Here is a 14,924-nt window from a genome sequence, read left to right as displayed (position 1 = left end):
AAAATAAAAAAGCCAATCTTCTTGAGAGTGGCTTTTTTAGAGGGCTAAGTTGATAGTTACTGTTGCTAGTCACTGTGCGCAGTTACTGGCAACAATCCCCTGAATTAACCCATGCGAATAGCCCCGTCCAAACGAATGACGTCGCCATTAAGATAGCTATTTTCGATGATGTGTACCACCAATTTAGCAAATTCTTCTGGATTGCCCAAACGTTTGGGAAAAGGCACGGCTTGCTCAAGACTGGTACGGGCAGCTTCTGGCAGGCTTGCCATCATCGGTGTGCCGAACACCCCTGGGGCGATGGTCATGATACGTATTTGATGGCGCTGCAGCTCACGCGCGAGTGGTAAAGTTAAGCCCACCACACCTGCTTTGGATGACGAGTAACTGCCCTGCCCGACCTGACCATCAAATGCGGCAATTGAAGCGGTGTTGATAATCACACCTTTATCTTCATTACTGTCTGCAGTATTCTTTGCCATCGCAGCCGCCGCCAGTCGCGCCACATTAAAAGTACCGATGAGGTTAATCTGGATACCACGGGCGAAGGTGGTTAAATCGGCTGGATTGCCTTCTTTGTCCAGTAATTTTTGCACCACCACGATACCGGCGCAGTTGATTGACCCTGATAATTTACCAAATTTGGTCACACCCGCTTCAATCGCATTTTTGACATCCGCTTCGCTGGTGATGTCACATTTTGCAAAAATCACTTTATCGCCCAATTCAGCGACCAATTTGTCACTGGCTTCTTGATTGAGATCGGCGATGATAACATTTGCGCCATGCGCCACCAAATAACGGGTTGTCGCTTCACCTAGACCTGACGCGCCGCCTGTGACCAAAAATGTATTATTTTGTACTTGCATTATTTTTCCGTTAACCTGTTATTTTTTGTTGATAAAAAAAGCCTATATAACGCTAGATACTTTTTTGCATAGGGATAAAATTTTTGTTAGTGCGCCACGCTCATGCTACGCAGCATAAAACGCTGTACTTTACCACTTGGGGTTTTTGGCAAGGCATCGATAAACTCAACGATACGTGGATACGCATGGGCAGATAACCGTGCATGCACCAAGCTTTGGATGTCTTTGGCTAACTCGTTATTAGCGCTATATCCGTCTTTGAGTACAACATAGGATTTGATGATGTGACCGCGTATGTCATCTGGCACGCCAATTGCCGCCGTCTCCGCTACCGACGGGTGTTCCATTACCGTGTTCTCGACATCGGTAGGACCCACGCGATACCCTGCGGTGGTAATAATATCGTCATCACGCCCGACAAACCAAAAAGTCCCATCATCATGCTGTTCGACCATATCGCCCGTCAGATAATAGCCTTTTTCAAACGGATTTTTTTCGTTCCACGTATAGCCTTGAAAAAATAAGGATGGCGAGTTGGCCACATCAACGGCTAGTTGACCTTGGATGCCTGCGCCTAGTTCATTAAAGTTTTCATCCAGTACCGCCAAGCGGTAACCTGGCAATGGCATACCCATTGAGCCAATTGGCTGATCATGGGTTAACTTATGATGGCAGCAGCACGCCATCCCTAATTCGGTTTGTCCATAATGGTCAAGAATAGATGCGCCAAGATTGTCATTAATCCACGTCACCACTTCAGTATTTAACGTCTCACCCGCTGAGCTAATACGCGTCAATAGCGGTAACTCATCAGCTTTGTTGTCAAAAACACCGCTTGATTTCATCATACGAAATGCGGTGGGTGATGAGGCTAAATTAGTGATTTTATGGTTTTTGATAAAATCTAATGTATGCTTGGCATCAAACCCTGACTCATTAAAGTGGGTAGTAGCACCGACTAGCAAAGGTCCTGTAATCGCATAATACAAGCCATAGGCCCAACCTGGGTCAGCCATGTTCCAAAACTGATCATTATCGCTTAGACCCACTGCATGTACCATATACAAATAAAATGCGGTTAGCGCTTTAACTGGTACTGCGACACCTTTTGACTTGCCCACGGTACCTGAAGTAAACATTTGCAAGAAAGGATCTTCCCCTGTTAGCATCACAGGTTCAAAGTCTTCCCTTTGCGCTGCCATTAGGCTATCAAAATGCCAATCCCCATATTGTTTGGCGGCTTGCTCGCTGCCCACCATCACCATGTTTGGTAGTGGGTTTATGTCATTGAATTTTTCACGGTTATGGCTGTCGGTGAAAACCACTTTGGTAGCGGCTTTTTCAAGGCGGTATTCAATCGCTTCGACACCAAATGCGGTAAATAATGGCTGATATACCGCACCGATGCGCCAGGCACCCACAATCACCGCTAACAAAGTCGGTGTACGGGGCAGCATGGTTGATACCCGATCGCCTTTTTTCACCCCCAAAAAAGTGAGCAGATTTGCCATTTTACCGCTTAGTTTATCGAGCTGTGCGTAAGTGATTTTATGGATATTACCCTGAGTGTCTTCATGCACTAGCGCGACTTTATTTGCCTTATCAGACTGGGCATGACGACCCACACATTCTACATAGGCGTTGATACCATTGATGCGGCAACCTTGCAGGATTTGCTGTTCAAGTTCATCGATATTGAATTGGTCGATGTAGCTTTGATAGCGGTAGTTTTGATAATCAGGATGGGTAGATTGCGCGGTTTGGGTGTCAAAATTGTCCATGACAGGCTCCTAATGTCGTCCATGAGATAGGAATAAGTGCCAGTGTCAACGGTCACCCACTGGCTTAAAATAACCCTGACTTAAAATAAATCTAGCTTGAAATAAATTTGAGTTAATACAACCAGTTTTTTGACGATGGGCTCGCAACTATCGCTGATTTATACTCACGCTGATTTACTTGTATCTCGATTTACTTGTACCAAGTCAAGCTAACAAATTCCTTTTGTCAGCTTATGATGCCTAAAATTTTGGATAATTTCAAGTATTATGATATGAATTGTATCGTTTTAAAAATTCTACTGTTAACCAATAAATTTAAAAAAGTGCTCTTTATAATGGCGCAGTTCACGAATCGAATCACGGATATCATCAAGTGCCAAATGATTGCCTTTTTTCTCAAAGCTTGACAAAATATCGGGGCGCCAGCGATAAGCCAGCTCTTTGACCGTTGACACATCTAAATTGCGGTAATGAAAAAACCGCTCAAGCGTTGGCATTTGACGTGCCAAAAACCGTCTGTCTTGGCAAATCGAATTGCCACACATCGGTGAGCGTCCTGATTCGACATACTTACTCAAAAATGCAATGGTTTCGGTTTCTGCTTGAGCCATCGTCACGTTACTACGGCGAATACGGTCAATCAGTCCCGATTGCCCATGTTGGCGCGTGTTCCAATCATCCATGCTGTTGAGCACAATGTCAGGCGTATGAATGGCAAACACAGGACCTTCCGCTAAGATATTGAGTTCACTGTCAGTCACTATCGTCGCTATCTCGATGATGGTATCGTTGAGGGTATCTAGACCTGTCATCTCAAGGTCAATCCAAATCAGATGTTTTTTATCAACCGCCATACTGTTGCCTTTTCATACTCTTTAACAAATAATCCGCCATCTTAGCAGATTTTACAGGTAAAATATCGGTTTTGTTGGCAATTGCTCATGCGTGCGCATGTAGCCATGCGTGCTCATGTAGCGAGTCCAAAAGTATTGCAAAATTTTATAAGGTGTTAGTATGGTAAAAAATCCCCTAGTGGCTGATGTAGTGGATAGCGTATGGCGTTAATCCGTAAACGTAAACTCACTGACCAGCAAACCCGCCGCATCCAAAAACAACAAAAATCCCAGCAAGTGCTGGACGATGCCCAGCTGATGGATGGCATTGTTGTCGCAAACTTCGGCAAGCAGCTCGAAGTCCAAGCCACTAGCCTACCGCAAACCCTGCCTGAAAAACCGATTGTCGCCGCTAACGAGCCAGAACCGTTTTGGCAACCCATCACCCTGCACAGTGTTTGGCGTTGTCACACCCGTACCAACTTGCCACTGATTGCCACTGGGGATAAAGTCCGCTTTGTCGCTGACCCAAATACAGGACTTGGGCGCATTGAAGCGATTTATGATAGACAAAGCATCATTAACCGCCCTGACCGTTATCACAAGCTCAAACCCATCGCCGCCAATGTCGATATTTTAGCAGTCGTATTTGCGCCGCTGCCGCTACCGTCTGCCCAGCTGATTGATCGGTATTTGGTGGCTTGCCATCACTCAGACATCACGCCATTGCTGATTTTAAATAAAGCCGATTTGTTGGCAGATGGTAGTCATAGCGAGGTTGTAGAGCTACTGTCAGCCTATCAACAGCTTGGCTATGCCACCTTGGTGACCCAATCTAATGGTGATTTAACCCAACTAAAAAACACCGTTGCCGGCAAGAACGTGATTTTTGCCGGTCAATCAGGGGTTGGCAAAAGCAGCTTGGTCAATCAGTTATTGCCTGCTGCAGGACAATCGGTCAATGAAATTTCAACCATTTCACAGTTGGGTCAACATACCACTACCACCAGCCGATTTTTAGCGTTTGACCCGATGGCGCTCAGCAAAGGTGCCATTATTGATACGCCCGGTATTCGCGAATATGGGCTTTGGCATTTGACCCCTGATGATATTTTGCAAGGCTTTATCGAGCTTGCGCCGCTTGCCCCCTACTGCCGTTTTCGCGATTGCAAACATACCGAGTCCACACCCAATTGTGCGATGTGGCAGGCGGTGACAGACGGACAGGTACTAGCAAGGCGGGTGGATAATTTGGTGCTTCTGCAACAAGAAGCGGCTTCGCAGGATTTTTAAACTTGCGATTTTAGACTAAATATTAGACTAAATAAAAGTTTCTTAAAATTGACAACTACCGTTATAATACAGTCAATTTTTTATGGGCAATCAAACGATAATTTTGACGAAACGCCCCTGTGGAGGATATCTTGGAACGTTGGTTTGAGTTTATGGGTCATCACCCATTTTTATTTGGCACCATGTTTGTGCTAATTGTGCTATTTTTTATGCTTGAGAACAAACGCGGCGGCAAAAAAATCAATCCAAATGCAGTGGGCTTAATGGTCAACAACCAAAACGCTCAGCTGATTGATATCCGCCCACGAAAAGATTTTGAAAAAGGCTATATCAAAGGCAGCCGCAATATCCCGTTTACTGAGCTAAAAGATCACGTTGACGCACTTCGCAGTGCTGACCATCCTATTATCATCGTTTGCCAAATGGGTATGACCGCGGGTACTGCAGTGGCAATGATTGGTAACGACAACGTGTATCGTCTCGATGGTGGTATTACCAATTGGCAAGCCGCAGGTTTACCTTTAGTGGTAGAAAAAACCGTGCCCGGCAAAACCAAATAAGATTGGTTGGCTGTTCACAATTTGAAATTTAAATCGCCAAGCCCCATAACCATCAATAACGCTTTATTATCTCATCGGTATCTGATAATAAGCTTTTAACCCATTTTAAAAAATCCAGAAATAAGGAGATTGTTATGGCTATGGTGAAAATTTATACCACACCGACTTGCCCCTACTGTATGCAAGCTAAAATGCTATTAAAAAACAAAGGCCAAGCTTTTGAAGAAGTTAACATGTATGATGTGACCGCAGAAGAACGTCAGGCATTGGCGCAAAAAACCAATAATTACCGCACAGTACCGCAAATTTTTATTGGCGATAATTTTATTGGCGGTTATGACCAACTCGCTGGTCTTGAGCGTCAAGGCAAACTTGATGGTCTATTAGCGGATTAATTGTTCGCAGATTAAAAAACTTTACTAGATAAATCACCCACATTATAAATACAGTTGATAGTTTTTAAACAAAGTTAAAGCTGTCATATTGTTATAATTCCCGTAAAAACAGTTAATTGAGGACACTATCATGGCAGATGAACAAAACTTACCACAACTGGCGCTAGAACGTATCTATGTTAAAGATATGTCATTAGAAGTACCGGGTGCAGATGTATTCACCCGTGAATGGCAACCAGAGCTTGATATCAACTTATCAAGTGCCGCTGAAAAGTTGGATGATGACCACTACCAAGTAATATTAACCGTTAACGTGACTGCCAATAACGGTGGTGAAACCGCGTTTATCGCAGAGGTACACCAAGCTGGCATCTTTATGTTGCAAAATATCCCTGAAGAACAATTGGGCGCAATTTTAGGTGCATATTGTCCAAACGTATTGTTCCCTTATGCCCGTGAAGTGGTCAGTGACATTGTGACCCGTGGTAGTTTCCCACAATTGTTACTTGCGCCAGTCAATTTTGACCAAGCCTATCAACAAACGCTTGAGCAAGGTAACTAATTTTTTTAAAGTTAACTATTTTAAAGCTAACTAATTTTTAAGTGTCAAAAATTAAGAGCAGGATAAGCCCTGCTCTTTTTTTATGTAGATTTAAGGTAAATCGTTAGGACCTGGTGCGCCATTTGGTGATGCTTTGGCTAAAAGCATGGGTGCTTTGCTGATAATCCTGCAGCGCTTGATAAAGTTGTGTCGCTCGTTCAAGGTGTGTGATAATCATGGGGTTTTCCAATCCCAACCAATTGGGCTTATATGGATTAAAGCATAAATGATTAAAACGACAAACCGCTTAATCAAATAAACGCTTAATCAAATAGACATAGGTAGCAAATGATGTTGAATCCAGCCGCGATGAGCGAAGTATCCAATCCGTGCCGTGTGGCGTGTGTCACAGGTGGCGCCAAACGAATTGGTCGGGCGCTTGTGCTGGCACTGCACCAAGCCAATTATAATATCATTATCCATTACCATACCAGTGAATCAGAAGCCATCGAACTTGTTAATTACTGTAATGCCATTCGCCCACAGTCAGCAAAAAGCGTGCAAGGGGATTTAGAGAACTTTGAAACGTTGCCACAATTGACTTGGCAAATAGTCAACAGTTTTGGTCGATTGGATTGTCTAGTTCATAATGCCTCACGGTTTTACCCGACGCCCTTTGGTCAAATCTCTCAGCAAGACTGGCAAAATTTATTTTTGACCAATGCGCAAACCCCGTTATTTATCAGCCAATATTTATACCCTTATCTAAAAAAATCGCAAGGCTGCATTATCAGCATTTTGGACATTCACGCCAATGGCAAGCCATTTGGGGGTTATACGGTCTATAACATGGCAAAAGCCGCGCACCAAATGATGGTGCAGTCGCTAGCAATCGAACTAGCGCCCGATATCCGCGTCAATGGTATCGCGCCGGGTATTAACATTTTACCCATAGAGGGCTCTGAGCAAGCGCTCACCGCTGAAACGATTGACAAAATCTGCCGCGCCGTACCGTTAAAAAGAATTGGCACACCGCAAGATATCGCGCAAGTGGCGGTATTTTTGGCAGCTGCCCCGTATATCACAGGGCAGATTATTGCAGTGGATGGCGGGCGTGGTTTGACCTTAGCTGGCAATGAAAGCAGGTAATAACAGCAGGCAGCCAGAGTGGGTAAAGTACCTGACTAACCGCAACGCAGCAAACTTTTGAAGTTTTGAATAACGTTTAATGATGTTTTTTCAGTAATTCCATTAACTCTGCTCGAATGTCATCCTCATTGGTGGTGCCATTTTGATTAGCGCTGTCATTATTTTGGTCAAAGTTTTGTGACGTGGGTAGCTCGGTCAAAGTCTCTTGGGGTTGTCTTTCGCCTAGGGTCACATTGACGCTACTTTGCGCTTTATTACGCATCACTTGTAGATTAACCACACTGTTGGGTGCTTTACGTGCGACCATTTGAATCAGCGTGTTGGCATCATCTACAGGTTTATTATCCATTGCGGTGATGATATCCCCTTTTTGCAAGCCCGCTTTGGCGGCAGGACCATCGCGCATCACGTTCATCACTTCAACGCCCTGGGTGTCATCACTCAGCTTGGTTGGGTCTTTCATCGAACTTTGTAATTCAATCCCAAGCCAGCCGCGGTGCACTTTACCATCTTTAATAATGCCATTCATCACAAGCTTAACAATCTCGGTAGGAATGGCAAATCCAATACCCATCGAGCCACCTGAGCGTGAAAAAATCGCGGTGTTGATACCAACCAGCTGACCATAAGCATCGACCAGTGCACCCCCTGAGTTACCGGGATTGATAGCGGCATCGGTTTGGATAAAATCTTCCACTGTGTTGATACCCAGTCCCGTGCGCCCCGTTGCCGAAATAATACCTTGGGTGACGGTTTGACCGACCCCAAATGGGTTGCCAATTGCCAACACCACATCGCCCACTTGGGTCGACTGTTCACGAAATCCTAAGGGTTTCAGCCCTGTCAAATCAACCTTAATCACCGCCAAATCACTTTCTACATCGTTGCCGATGACTTTTGCCGTTGCCTTGCGACCATCATTGAGCATCACGATAATGTTATCGGCTTTAGAAATCACATGCGAGTTGGTGACGATATAGCCATCTTGCGAAATAATGACACCCGAGCCTAAATTGGTATTATCGCTTTCACCATTGGGGATACCGTGATATTCAAAATAGCGGCGCATCATCGGGTCATTCATATAGGGATGCTCCTCGATTTTTTGCGTGGTATAGATATTGACGACTGACTGCGCAGCGACAGCGACAGCATTGTGATAAGATGCCACCGCAGCATTTGGATTGTCACCGAGTTTTTTGGTATCGACAGGCTCAGATTTCGGCGGCTGCCACCCGGGCTGACTGGCTACCACCGCTTGATTTTTTTGCCAAGGCAACTGTGGCTTGGTCATCATCCACAAGCCCGCCAACAGCACTAGTAGTAACAAAATCCAGGGTAGTATTAGAGTAAATTTGTTAGGTTTACGATACGTAGGCGGCAAAACAGGTGGGGTTTCCAAAGGCTTGTCTGAACGGGGGTCTGTCATAGTCAACGTTTCTCAACGATAGGTCAGAAAATAGACGGGTTTGAGCGAAAAATACAGTTTAGTCTAACACTGATTATTTGGTGAGTTGAGCCGATTTTTTATTAGTTTTGTTTCAAAAGATATCTTTGATATTACTGGCTTCATTATTATATTCAATGATGACTGGATTATCATAAAAAACCGCAGTCACAATAATGACTGCGGTTTTGAAAGCTATCGCTATATTAATGCTATATTGGCATTTTTTAAACGTCTTTGCGGCGCATATGCGGAAACAAAATCACATCACGAATACTCGGTGCATTGGTAAATAACATCACCAAACGGTCAATACCGATGCCCTCGCCTGCAGTCGGTGGCAAGCCATAGGACAAGGCTTCGATAAACTCTGCATCATAATGCATCGCTTCATCATCGCCTGCGTCTTTCTCAGCCACTTGTTGTTTAAAGCGCTCAGCTTGGTCGATTGGGTCATTGAGTTCGCTAAAGCCGTTGGCAATTTCACGCCCGCCGATAAATAGTTCAAAACGGTCAGTAATCTCGCTATTGTCATCGTTACGGCGTGCTAGTGGTGAAGTTTCGGCAGGATATTCTGTAATAAAGGTTGGTTGACGCAGTTTGGTTTCTGCGGTTTCTTCAAAGATGATGGTTTGCAGTTTACCAATCCCAAATATGTCTTTAACGTCTTGTTTGAGTACGTTTTTGGCATAATCCGCTAGATAATCACGGTCTGCAATTTTGCTCATGTCAAAATTATCCGCGTATTTTTCAATCGCTTTGGTCATTGGCAAGCGTTCAAATGGGGCTTTAAAACTAATTGCTTCACCTTGATAATCAATCTCCGTGGTACCTAAAATATCGTTTGCCAGTTTTTCAAACATATTTTCGGTCAATTTCATCAAATCCTCGTAATCGGCATAGGCTTGATAAAACTCAATCATGGTAAATTCTGGGTTGTGACGCGCCGATACCCCTTCGTTACGAAAATTACGGTTAATCTCAAACACACGCTCAAAACCACCGACGACTAGACGTTTTAAGTATAACTCTGGCGCAATGCGTAAAAAAAGCGGCATATCAAGCGCATTATGATGGGTGACAAATGGACGAGCCACCGCACCGCCTGGAATGACGTGCATCATCGGGGTTTCGACTTCCATGTAACGCTCATTTAGCATATACTCACGAATACCAGCAATGACTTTACTACGGATAATAAAGGCGTTACGGCTGTCTTCATTGGTCATCAGATCAAGATGACGGCTACGATAGCGAGCCTCAGTGTCGCTTAACCCATGAAATTTGTCTGGCAGTGGGCGTAGTGATTTGGTCAATAACTGTACTTCGGTGGCATGCACAGATAATTCACCGGTGTTGGTACGAAATACATAACCTGTCACACCAATAATGTCACCGATATCCCATGTTTTAAAGTCATTATAAATCTCTTCGCCCAAGTCGTTTTTGCTGACATAGGCTTGGATACGCCCTGTCATGTCGGCAATGGTCACAAAGCTGGCTTTACCCATCACCCGTTTGAGCATGATACGACCGGCGACTGTCACCATGACTTTATCGCTGTTTGCCAATGTTTCTTTGTCTTTATCGGCAAATTGCTGCTGCAAGTCTTGGGCATATTCTTTGCGTTTGAATTGGTTTGGGTAAGGATTTTTGCCTGATTGTTTGATTAAATCAAGTTTGCTGTGACGTTGTTTGATAAGTTCGTTGACGTCTTCGACTGGATGTTCATTTTCGGAAGTTTGCGATTGGTTTGACATGATATTACCCTTTATTTAAAAACTAAACAATTTTAATAATTTGTCAGCTAAGGATGTGCCTTTATCGTCTTGAATGGACACATCTAAATCCACTGACCAAACGGTGAAATAGCCATACTGCCCCTTTTTGGTTTCACCGCCTGCTTGTTTACCTTTTTCCGTTAAGAAAATATTTTTACCTTTGGTTTCGATATACCCTAATTGCTCTAATTTTTCGCTTAACTCATTCGACTTTATACCGAGCTTATCGGCAAGTTTACTGATAGTTAATTTGTCAAAATTGCGTGGTTTTTTTGGCTCACTTGCCAGCTCATTTTTCGGCAATTCGCTTGGCTGAATTTCGACTTTTTTGGGTTCTACTTTATCGGCAGATACTTTGATTTCTTCACTAATGCGGATAATGCGTTGCACTTCTTCGTAAGTGTCGGCATATAGCTGGCTATCGCTATCACGACTAATCAATACGCCCATTTCGTTATTATTGACTTGGCTAAATTCGTAAAGATTTAAGCTAGTGATAATACATTCATTCTCATTCAGATAGCATTTGGCGTGTAAATTTTTGCAAAAACTGGTACGCACGAAATCCAAGCCTTTTAGCCAATTAATCTCTTCGGGCTGTAAATCACTTTTACCATATACAATGCGAATATCAATTTTTAGGCGATTTTTGTCTTCGAGTAATTCTTTAACTCGTTCATTGAGCTTTAGATAAGGGCTAATTAAAATAAGGCGGTCAGAAGCCTTCTTTATCATTTCTTCAAGATGATATGTCGTGCCACTGGTATTTAAAAATTTTGCCATCTTATTCTTCCCCACTTACCGAAGCCATCAAATCGGCTTGGTGCTCACGCAGTAGGCTGTCAAGTAACTCATCTAAGTCACCCTGCATAATGGCATCGAGTTTGTACAAGGTTAAATTAATACGGTGGTCGGTCATACGCCCTTGGGGAAAATTATAAGTGCGAATGCGCTCCGAGCGGTCACCACTACCGACCAAATTGCGACGCATATCACTTGACGCATCAATTTGTTTTTGTACTTTTTCTTGCTGAATTTTGGATACCAACATTTTCATGGCTTTATCGCGGTTGGCGTGTTGGCTACGCTCTTGCTGACACTCGACCACCGTACCTGTTGGAATATGGGTAATACGCACCGCAGAGTCGGTTTTATTGATATGCTGACCACCTGCCCCACTGGCACGATAAGTATCGATACGCAAGTCGGCAGGGTTGATATCCACGGTATCGTCAATTTCAACCTCTGGCATCACTGCGACCGTGCAAGCCGAAGTATGCACCCGTCCCTGGCTTTCAGTCTCTGGCACCCGTTGCACCCGGTGTGCGCCCGACTCAAATTTTAAGCGGCCATACACACCCGTACCCGATACGCGGCTGATGATTTCTTTATAGCCGCCATGCTCACCTTCATTCTCGGACAATACTTCCACTGTCCAACCTTGGGTTGCCGCATAACGCTCATACATCCGGAACAAATCGCCGCTAAAAATTGCCGCTTCATCGCCGCCCGTCCCTGCTCGAATCTCTAAGAAGGCAGGCACTTTATCATTCGGGTCTTTAGGCAGCATCATCACATTGAGCACGTCTTCAAGCTCATTGATAGTGTCTTTGGCGGCTTGGATTTCTTCTTGCGCCATTTCTTTCATGTCGCCATCACCCGTTGCATCCGACAGCATTTCTTCAGCGGTTGCCAAATCTTCTTCCGCTTGGCGGTATTTGCCCCAGACATCGACCAATGCGGATAAATCACTGTGCTCAACCGATAATTCACGGAATTTTTTGTTGTCATTCATGGTTTCTGGCTCAGACAGCATGGCGGTGACTTCTTCGAAACGGTCAGACATTTGGTCAAGGCGAAAACGTAAAGATTCTTTCATAATGATGGCTTAAAAATAATGACTTAAAATTTTTGGCTCAATTTAGAGCTTAAAAATAAAAATGGCAAAATAATCGGATATTTTGCCACATTTTGGGGGGATTTGCATGAGTTTCGTGAGAGGCAATAAAAAGCTTAGACTTTTTTGACCAACACACCTCCAATTGAGTAACCTGCGCCAAACGAGCAAATCACACCCAAATCACCCGATTGCATATTTTCTTGGTGTTTATGAAACACAATCATGGGACTGGCGGAGCTGGTATTGGCATATTCTGCCAGTACCATAGGCGCGATTGATTTATCCGCTTCTTTGCCCAACACGGTGCGTAAAATCAAATCAATCATGTTGGCATTGGCTTGGTGTAGCCACATTTTTTTGAGCTGTTGTGGCTCAACGTGGTTTTTATGGAGCAGCTCAAGGATTAAATTGGACACGGCAGGGCACACTTCACGAAATACTTTGCGACCTTCTTGCAAGAACAATTTGTCAGTCACAGGTGCGTCGATATCAGGATACATCGGTGTGCCAGCGGCTAAGAATTCACTGCGATCCAAAAAGCCGTATTCATTTTTAATATTGGTCGAAAACTGGGTAAACAAATGACTATCTAAAATTTCATAGCCTTTGGGTGTAGCGAGCTCTTCGATAATTGTCGCCGTTGCCACATCCCCAAAGATAAAGTGGCTGTCACGGTTGCGCCAGTTAAGGTGCGCTGAGGTAATTTCGATATTGACCATGGCGACACGTTTGGCGGTGCCAGATTTGATCAGACCGACCGCTTGGGCGATACCAAAGGTTGCTGCGCTACAGGCGACGTTCATATCAAAGCCAAAACCGCCTTGCATGCCAATATATTGTTGGATTTCAATGGCGATGGCAGGATACACGCGTTGGAAGTTTGAACAAGCAACAATAATACCGTCTAAGTCTTTACCTTGTAGACCTGCATTGTCCAGTGCTTGTTTGAGCGCATCTAGACCCATTTCTGCCATGATAGACATCTCTTCGCCAAGCTTGCGATAAGGAATCACAGGCGCCATGATATCTGGGTTCAAAATTCCGTCTTTTTCCATCACATAGCGGGATTTGATACCTGAGGCTTTTTCGATAAATTCAGCCGTCGAATGCACAAGTGCGGTCTTTTCACCACGGGCGATGGCATCGGCATTTTTGGCATTATAGTTATCAACATATTGGTTAAAAGTAGCGACCAACTCTTCGTTACTGATGCTGTAAGGCGGGGTATATAATCCTGTGGCAGTGATACAAATACTCATATTAGGATTCCTTTTCTAAACGTAAAACGGGAAGGTAATCATCTAGCTGTTGTCATCAATAATGATGCCGCGATGCATGACATCGGGAATGGTATTGAACAAACAGATGATTAAAAATAGGGGTGTGGCTTATTATGCCTTGAAAATAGCGATAATGCGATAACTATGTTACAAATTATTTCATAGCCTTAAAAATATAGAAAGCAAAGTCGAGGGTTTTTTGTGAGCATACACTACCTATACTGCTGTTCCCTGCTATTTCTGAGTTAATCCGTACTGCGATAAAGCACTACTTGGTTAAACTGCTTGGCTTCATCCATATCGGGCAAGGTGGTTGTGTTATCCAACGTCGTTACCTTGTGGTAGCGCGGGTGAGCAAAGTTTTTGACGCGGCTATCAGCCACCCAAACATCATGCGCGTATTGTAAGAACACATCTAATAACGGCAAGTTGGCTTTGTCATACAGCACATCCGCGACCAACAGCACATCGACTTTATCCATGCCCAATTGCTGTTTTAACTCAAATAAATTATCTAGCAGTTCAACCGTTATCCCATTTAATTGCGCATTAGCTCGGCAACTAGTCAGGCTCACGCTATCAATATCACAGCAAATGACCCGTTTTGCACCCGCCATTTTTGCGGCAATACCGACAATCCCCGACCCTGCGCCAAAATCCATCACCACTTTATTGCGCACCATCTGTGGCTGCTGCAAAATATACTGCGCCAACACTTGCCCTGACGCCCATGCAAACACCCAATATGGACAATTCTTCCACAGATTTTCTATCACCGCTGGCGTCAAATCTTCATGACAAAAATCTGGATCAATAAGCCATAAATAAAAAGGTTGATTCGGCTTAGATAATAATGGCACGTATGTCTTGGCAAGATTAGCGCTAGGCAACACTTGCTGCAATGCGGTAATCAGTTGGTGAAAAACGGTTGATGGGTCAGAAGTATTTGATGGCATTGAAGTTTTATAGGGCGAATTTTTATAAGCGGAAGTTTTAACAACAGTCACGTAAAGATTTCCAGTCATAAGTCATGGTAAAAAAATGAATACAAAAAAAATGTACAAAAAAAGGAAGCTTCAAACACTTCCTTTTTTA

Annotated in this window: 14 protein-coding genes; 5 read left to right on the top strand and 9 right to left on the bottom strand. The window is 43.9% G+C overall.

Annotated elements, in window-relative coordinates; translation table 11 throughout:
- Positions 1-104 precede the first annotated feature (104 nt).
- The 3 genes from RT422_RS06115 to orn all read right to left on the bottom strand — a co-directional run bounded on the left by RT422_RS06115 (position 105) and on the right by orn (position 3,504).
- Entirely contained in the window at positions 105-869 is a 765-nt protein-coding gene (locus RT422_RS06115; RefSeq protein ID WP_313421658.1) for an SDR family NAD(P)-dependent oxidoreductase, read from the bottom strand.
- Positions 870-955: 86 nt separating this feature from the next.
- A complete protein-coding gene (locus tag RT422_RS06110) occupies positions 956-2,650 on the bottom strand; it encodes an AMP-binding protein (RefSeq protein ID WP_313421657.1) in 1,695 nt (564 codons plus the stop codon).
- A 302-nt stretch (positions 2,651-2,952) separates the two neighbouring features.
- On the bottom strand, positions 2,953-3,504 hold the full coding sequence (gene orn / locus RT422_RS06105; protein ID WP_065252875.1) for an oligoribonuclease: 552 nt from the start codon (positions 3,502-3,504) through the stop codon (positions 2,953-2,955).
- 201 nt (positions 3,505-3,705) lie between these two features.
- On the opposite strand from orn, the gene rsgA reads away from it, so the two are divergent.
- The 5 genes from rsgA to RT422_RS06080 all read left to right on the top strand — a co-directional run bounded on the left by rsgA (position 3,706) and on the right by RT422_RS06080 (position 7,421).
- Positions 3,706-4,776, top strand: coding sequence for a ribosome small subunit-dependent GTPase A (gene rsgA / locus RT422_RS06100; protein WP_313421656.1), 1,071 nt, complete (start codon positions 3,706-3,708; stop codon positions 4,774-4,776).
- A 131-nt stretch (positions 4,777-4,907) separates the two neighbouring features.
- The gene (locus RT422_RS06095) at positions 4,908-5,336 is read left to right on the top strand and encodes a rhodanese-like domain-containing protein (RefSeq protein ID WP_076774070.1); all 429 of its coding nucleotides are present in this window, start codon (positions 4,908-4,910) and stop codon (positions 5,334-5,336) included.
- Positions 5,337-5,470: 134 nt separating this feature from the next.
- Positions 5,471-5,731 (top strand): glutaredoxin 3, encoded by a 261-nt coding sequence (gene grxC, locus RT422_RS06090; RefSeq protein ID WP_065264204.1) that lies wholly within the window; start codon positions 5,471-5,473, stop codon positions 5,729-5,731.
- A gap of 130 nt (positions 5,732-5,861) precedes the next feature.
- Positions 5,862-6,293 carry a protein-export chaperone SecB gene (gene secB / locus RT422_RS06085; RefSeq protein ID WP_007114956.1) on the top strand — a complete coding sequence of 144 codons (432 nt, stop codon included), beginning with the start codon at positions 5,862-5,864 and terminating at the stop codon, positions 6,291-6,293.
- A 327-nt stretch (positions 6,294-6,620) separates the two neighbouring features.
- Positions 6,621-7,421: a pteridine reductase gene (locus RT422_RS06080; protein ID WP_313421655.1), complete on the top strand. Its 801-nt coding sequence runs from the start codon at positions 6,621-6,623 to the stop codon at positions 7,419-7,421.
- Positions 7,422-7,497: 76 nt separating this feature from the next.
- On the opposite strand, the gene RT422_RS06075 is transcribed toward RT422_RS06080, so the two are convergent.
- The 6 genes from RT422_RS06075 to RT422_RS06050 form a co-directional block, all read right to left on the bottom strand.
- Positions 7,498-8,850, bottom strand: a complete 1,353-nt coding sequence (locus RT422_RS06075) for a S1C family serine protease (protein WP_282849793.1) — start codon at positions 8,848-8,850, stop codon at positions 7,498-7,500.
- Between the two features lie 245 nt (positions 8,851-9,095).
- A complete protein-coding gene (gene lysS, locus RT422_RS06070) occupies positions 9,096-10,628 on the bottom strand; it encodes a lysine--tRNA ligase (RefSeq protein WP_313421654.1) in 1,533 nt (510 codons plus the stop codon).
- A gap of 15 nt (positions 10,629-10,643) precedes the next feature.
- A complete protein-coding gene (locus RT422_RS06065) occupies positions 10,644-11,432 on the bottom strand; it encodes a phospholipase D-like domain-containing protein (RefSeq protein ID WP_159676477.1) in 789 nt (262 codons plus the stop codon).
- A 1-nt stretch (position 11,433) separates the two neighbouring features.
- On the bottom strand, positions 11,434-12,528 hold the full coding sequence (gene prfA, locus RT422_RS06060; protein ID WP_076774066.1) for a peptide chain release factor 1: 1,095 nt from the start codon (positions 12,526-12,528) through the stop codon (positions 11,434-11,436).
- A 134-nt stretch (positions 12,529-12,662) separates the two neighbouring features.
- Positions 12,663-13,808, bottom strand: coding sequence for a beta-ketoacyl-ACP synthase III (locus RT422_RS06055; RefSeq protein ID WP_099834189.1), 1,146 nt, complete (start codon positions 13,806-13,808; stop codon positions 12,663-12,665).
- A 266-nt stretch (positions 13,809-14,074) separates the two neighbouring features.
- A complete protein-coding gene (locus RT422_RS06050; protein ID WP_313421652.1) occupies positions 14,075-14,785 on the bottom strand; it encodes a 50S ribosomal protein L11 methyltransferase in 711 nt (236 codons plus the stop codon).
- Positions 14,786-14,924 lie beyond the last annotated feature (139 nt).

The sequence above is a fragment of the Moraxella sp. CTOTU49803 genome, from assembly GCF_032097965.1.
GTDB classification, from domain to species: Bacteria; Pseudomonadota; Gammaproteobacteria; order Pseudomonadales; family Moraxellaceae; genus Faucicola; species Faucicola tetraodonis.
Note: the sequence above shows the minus strand (reverse complement) of the source record. Positions and strands in the feature narration are given on the sequence as shown.

Coding starts and splice junctions, on each gene's coding strand:
- RT422_RS06115 (WP_313421658.1), bottom strand. CDS start 869: ATGCAAGTACAAAATAATACATTTTTGGTCACAGGCGGCGCGTCAGGT.
- RT422_RS06110 (WP_313421657.1), bottom strand. CDS start 2,650: ATGGACAATTTTGACACCCAAACCGCGCAATCTACCCATCCTGATTAT.
- orn (WP_065252875.1), bottom strand. CDS start 3,504: ATGGCGGTTGATAAAAAACATCTGATTTGGATTGACCTTGAGATGACA.
- rsgA (WP_313421656.1), top strand. CDS start 3,706: ATGGCGTTAATCCGTAAACGTAAACTCACTGACCAGCAAACCCGCCGC.
- grxC (WP_065264204.1), top strand. CDS start 5,471: ATGGCTATGGTGAAAATTTATACCACACCGACTTGCCCCTACTGTATG.
- secB (WP_007114956.1), top strand. CDS start 5,862: ATGGCAGATGAACAAAACTTACCACAACTGGCGCTAGAACGTATCTAT.
- RT422_RS06080 (WP_313421655.1), top strand. CDS start 6,621: ATGATGTTGAATCCAGCCGCGATGAGCGAAGTATCCAATCCGTGCCGT.
- RT422_RS06075 (WP_282849793.1), bottom strand. CDS start 8,850: ATGACAGACCCCCGTTCAGACAAGCCTTTGGAAACCCCACCTGTTTTG.
- lysS (WP_313421654.1), bottom strand. CDS start 10,628: ATGTCAAACCAATCGCAAACTTCCGAAAATGAACATCCAGTCGAAGAC.
- RT422_RS06065 (WP_159676477.1), bottom strand. CDS start 11,432: ATGGCAAAATTTTTAAATACCAGTGGCACGACATATCATCTTGAAGAA.
- prfA (WP_076774066.1), bottom strand. CDS start 12,528: ATGAAAGAATCTTTACGTTTTCGCCTTGACCAAATGTCTGACCGTTTC.
- RT422_RS06055 (WP_099834189.1), bottom strand. CDS start 13,808: ATGAGTATTTGTATCACTGCCACAGGATTATATACCCCGCCTTACAGC.
- RT422_RS06050 (WP_313421652.1), bottom strand. CDS start 14,785: ATGCCATCAAATACTTCTGACCCATCAACCGTTTTTCACCAACTGATT.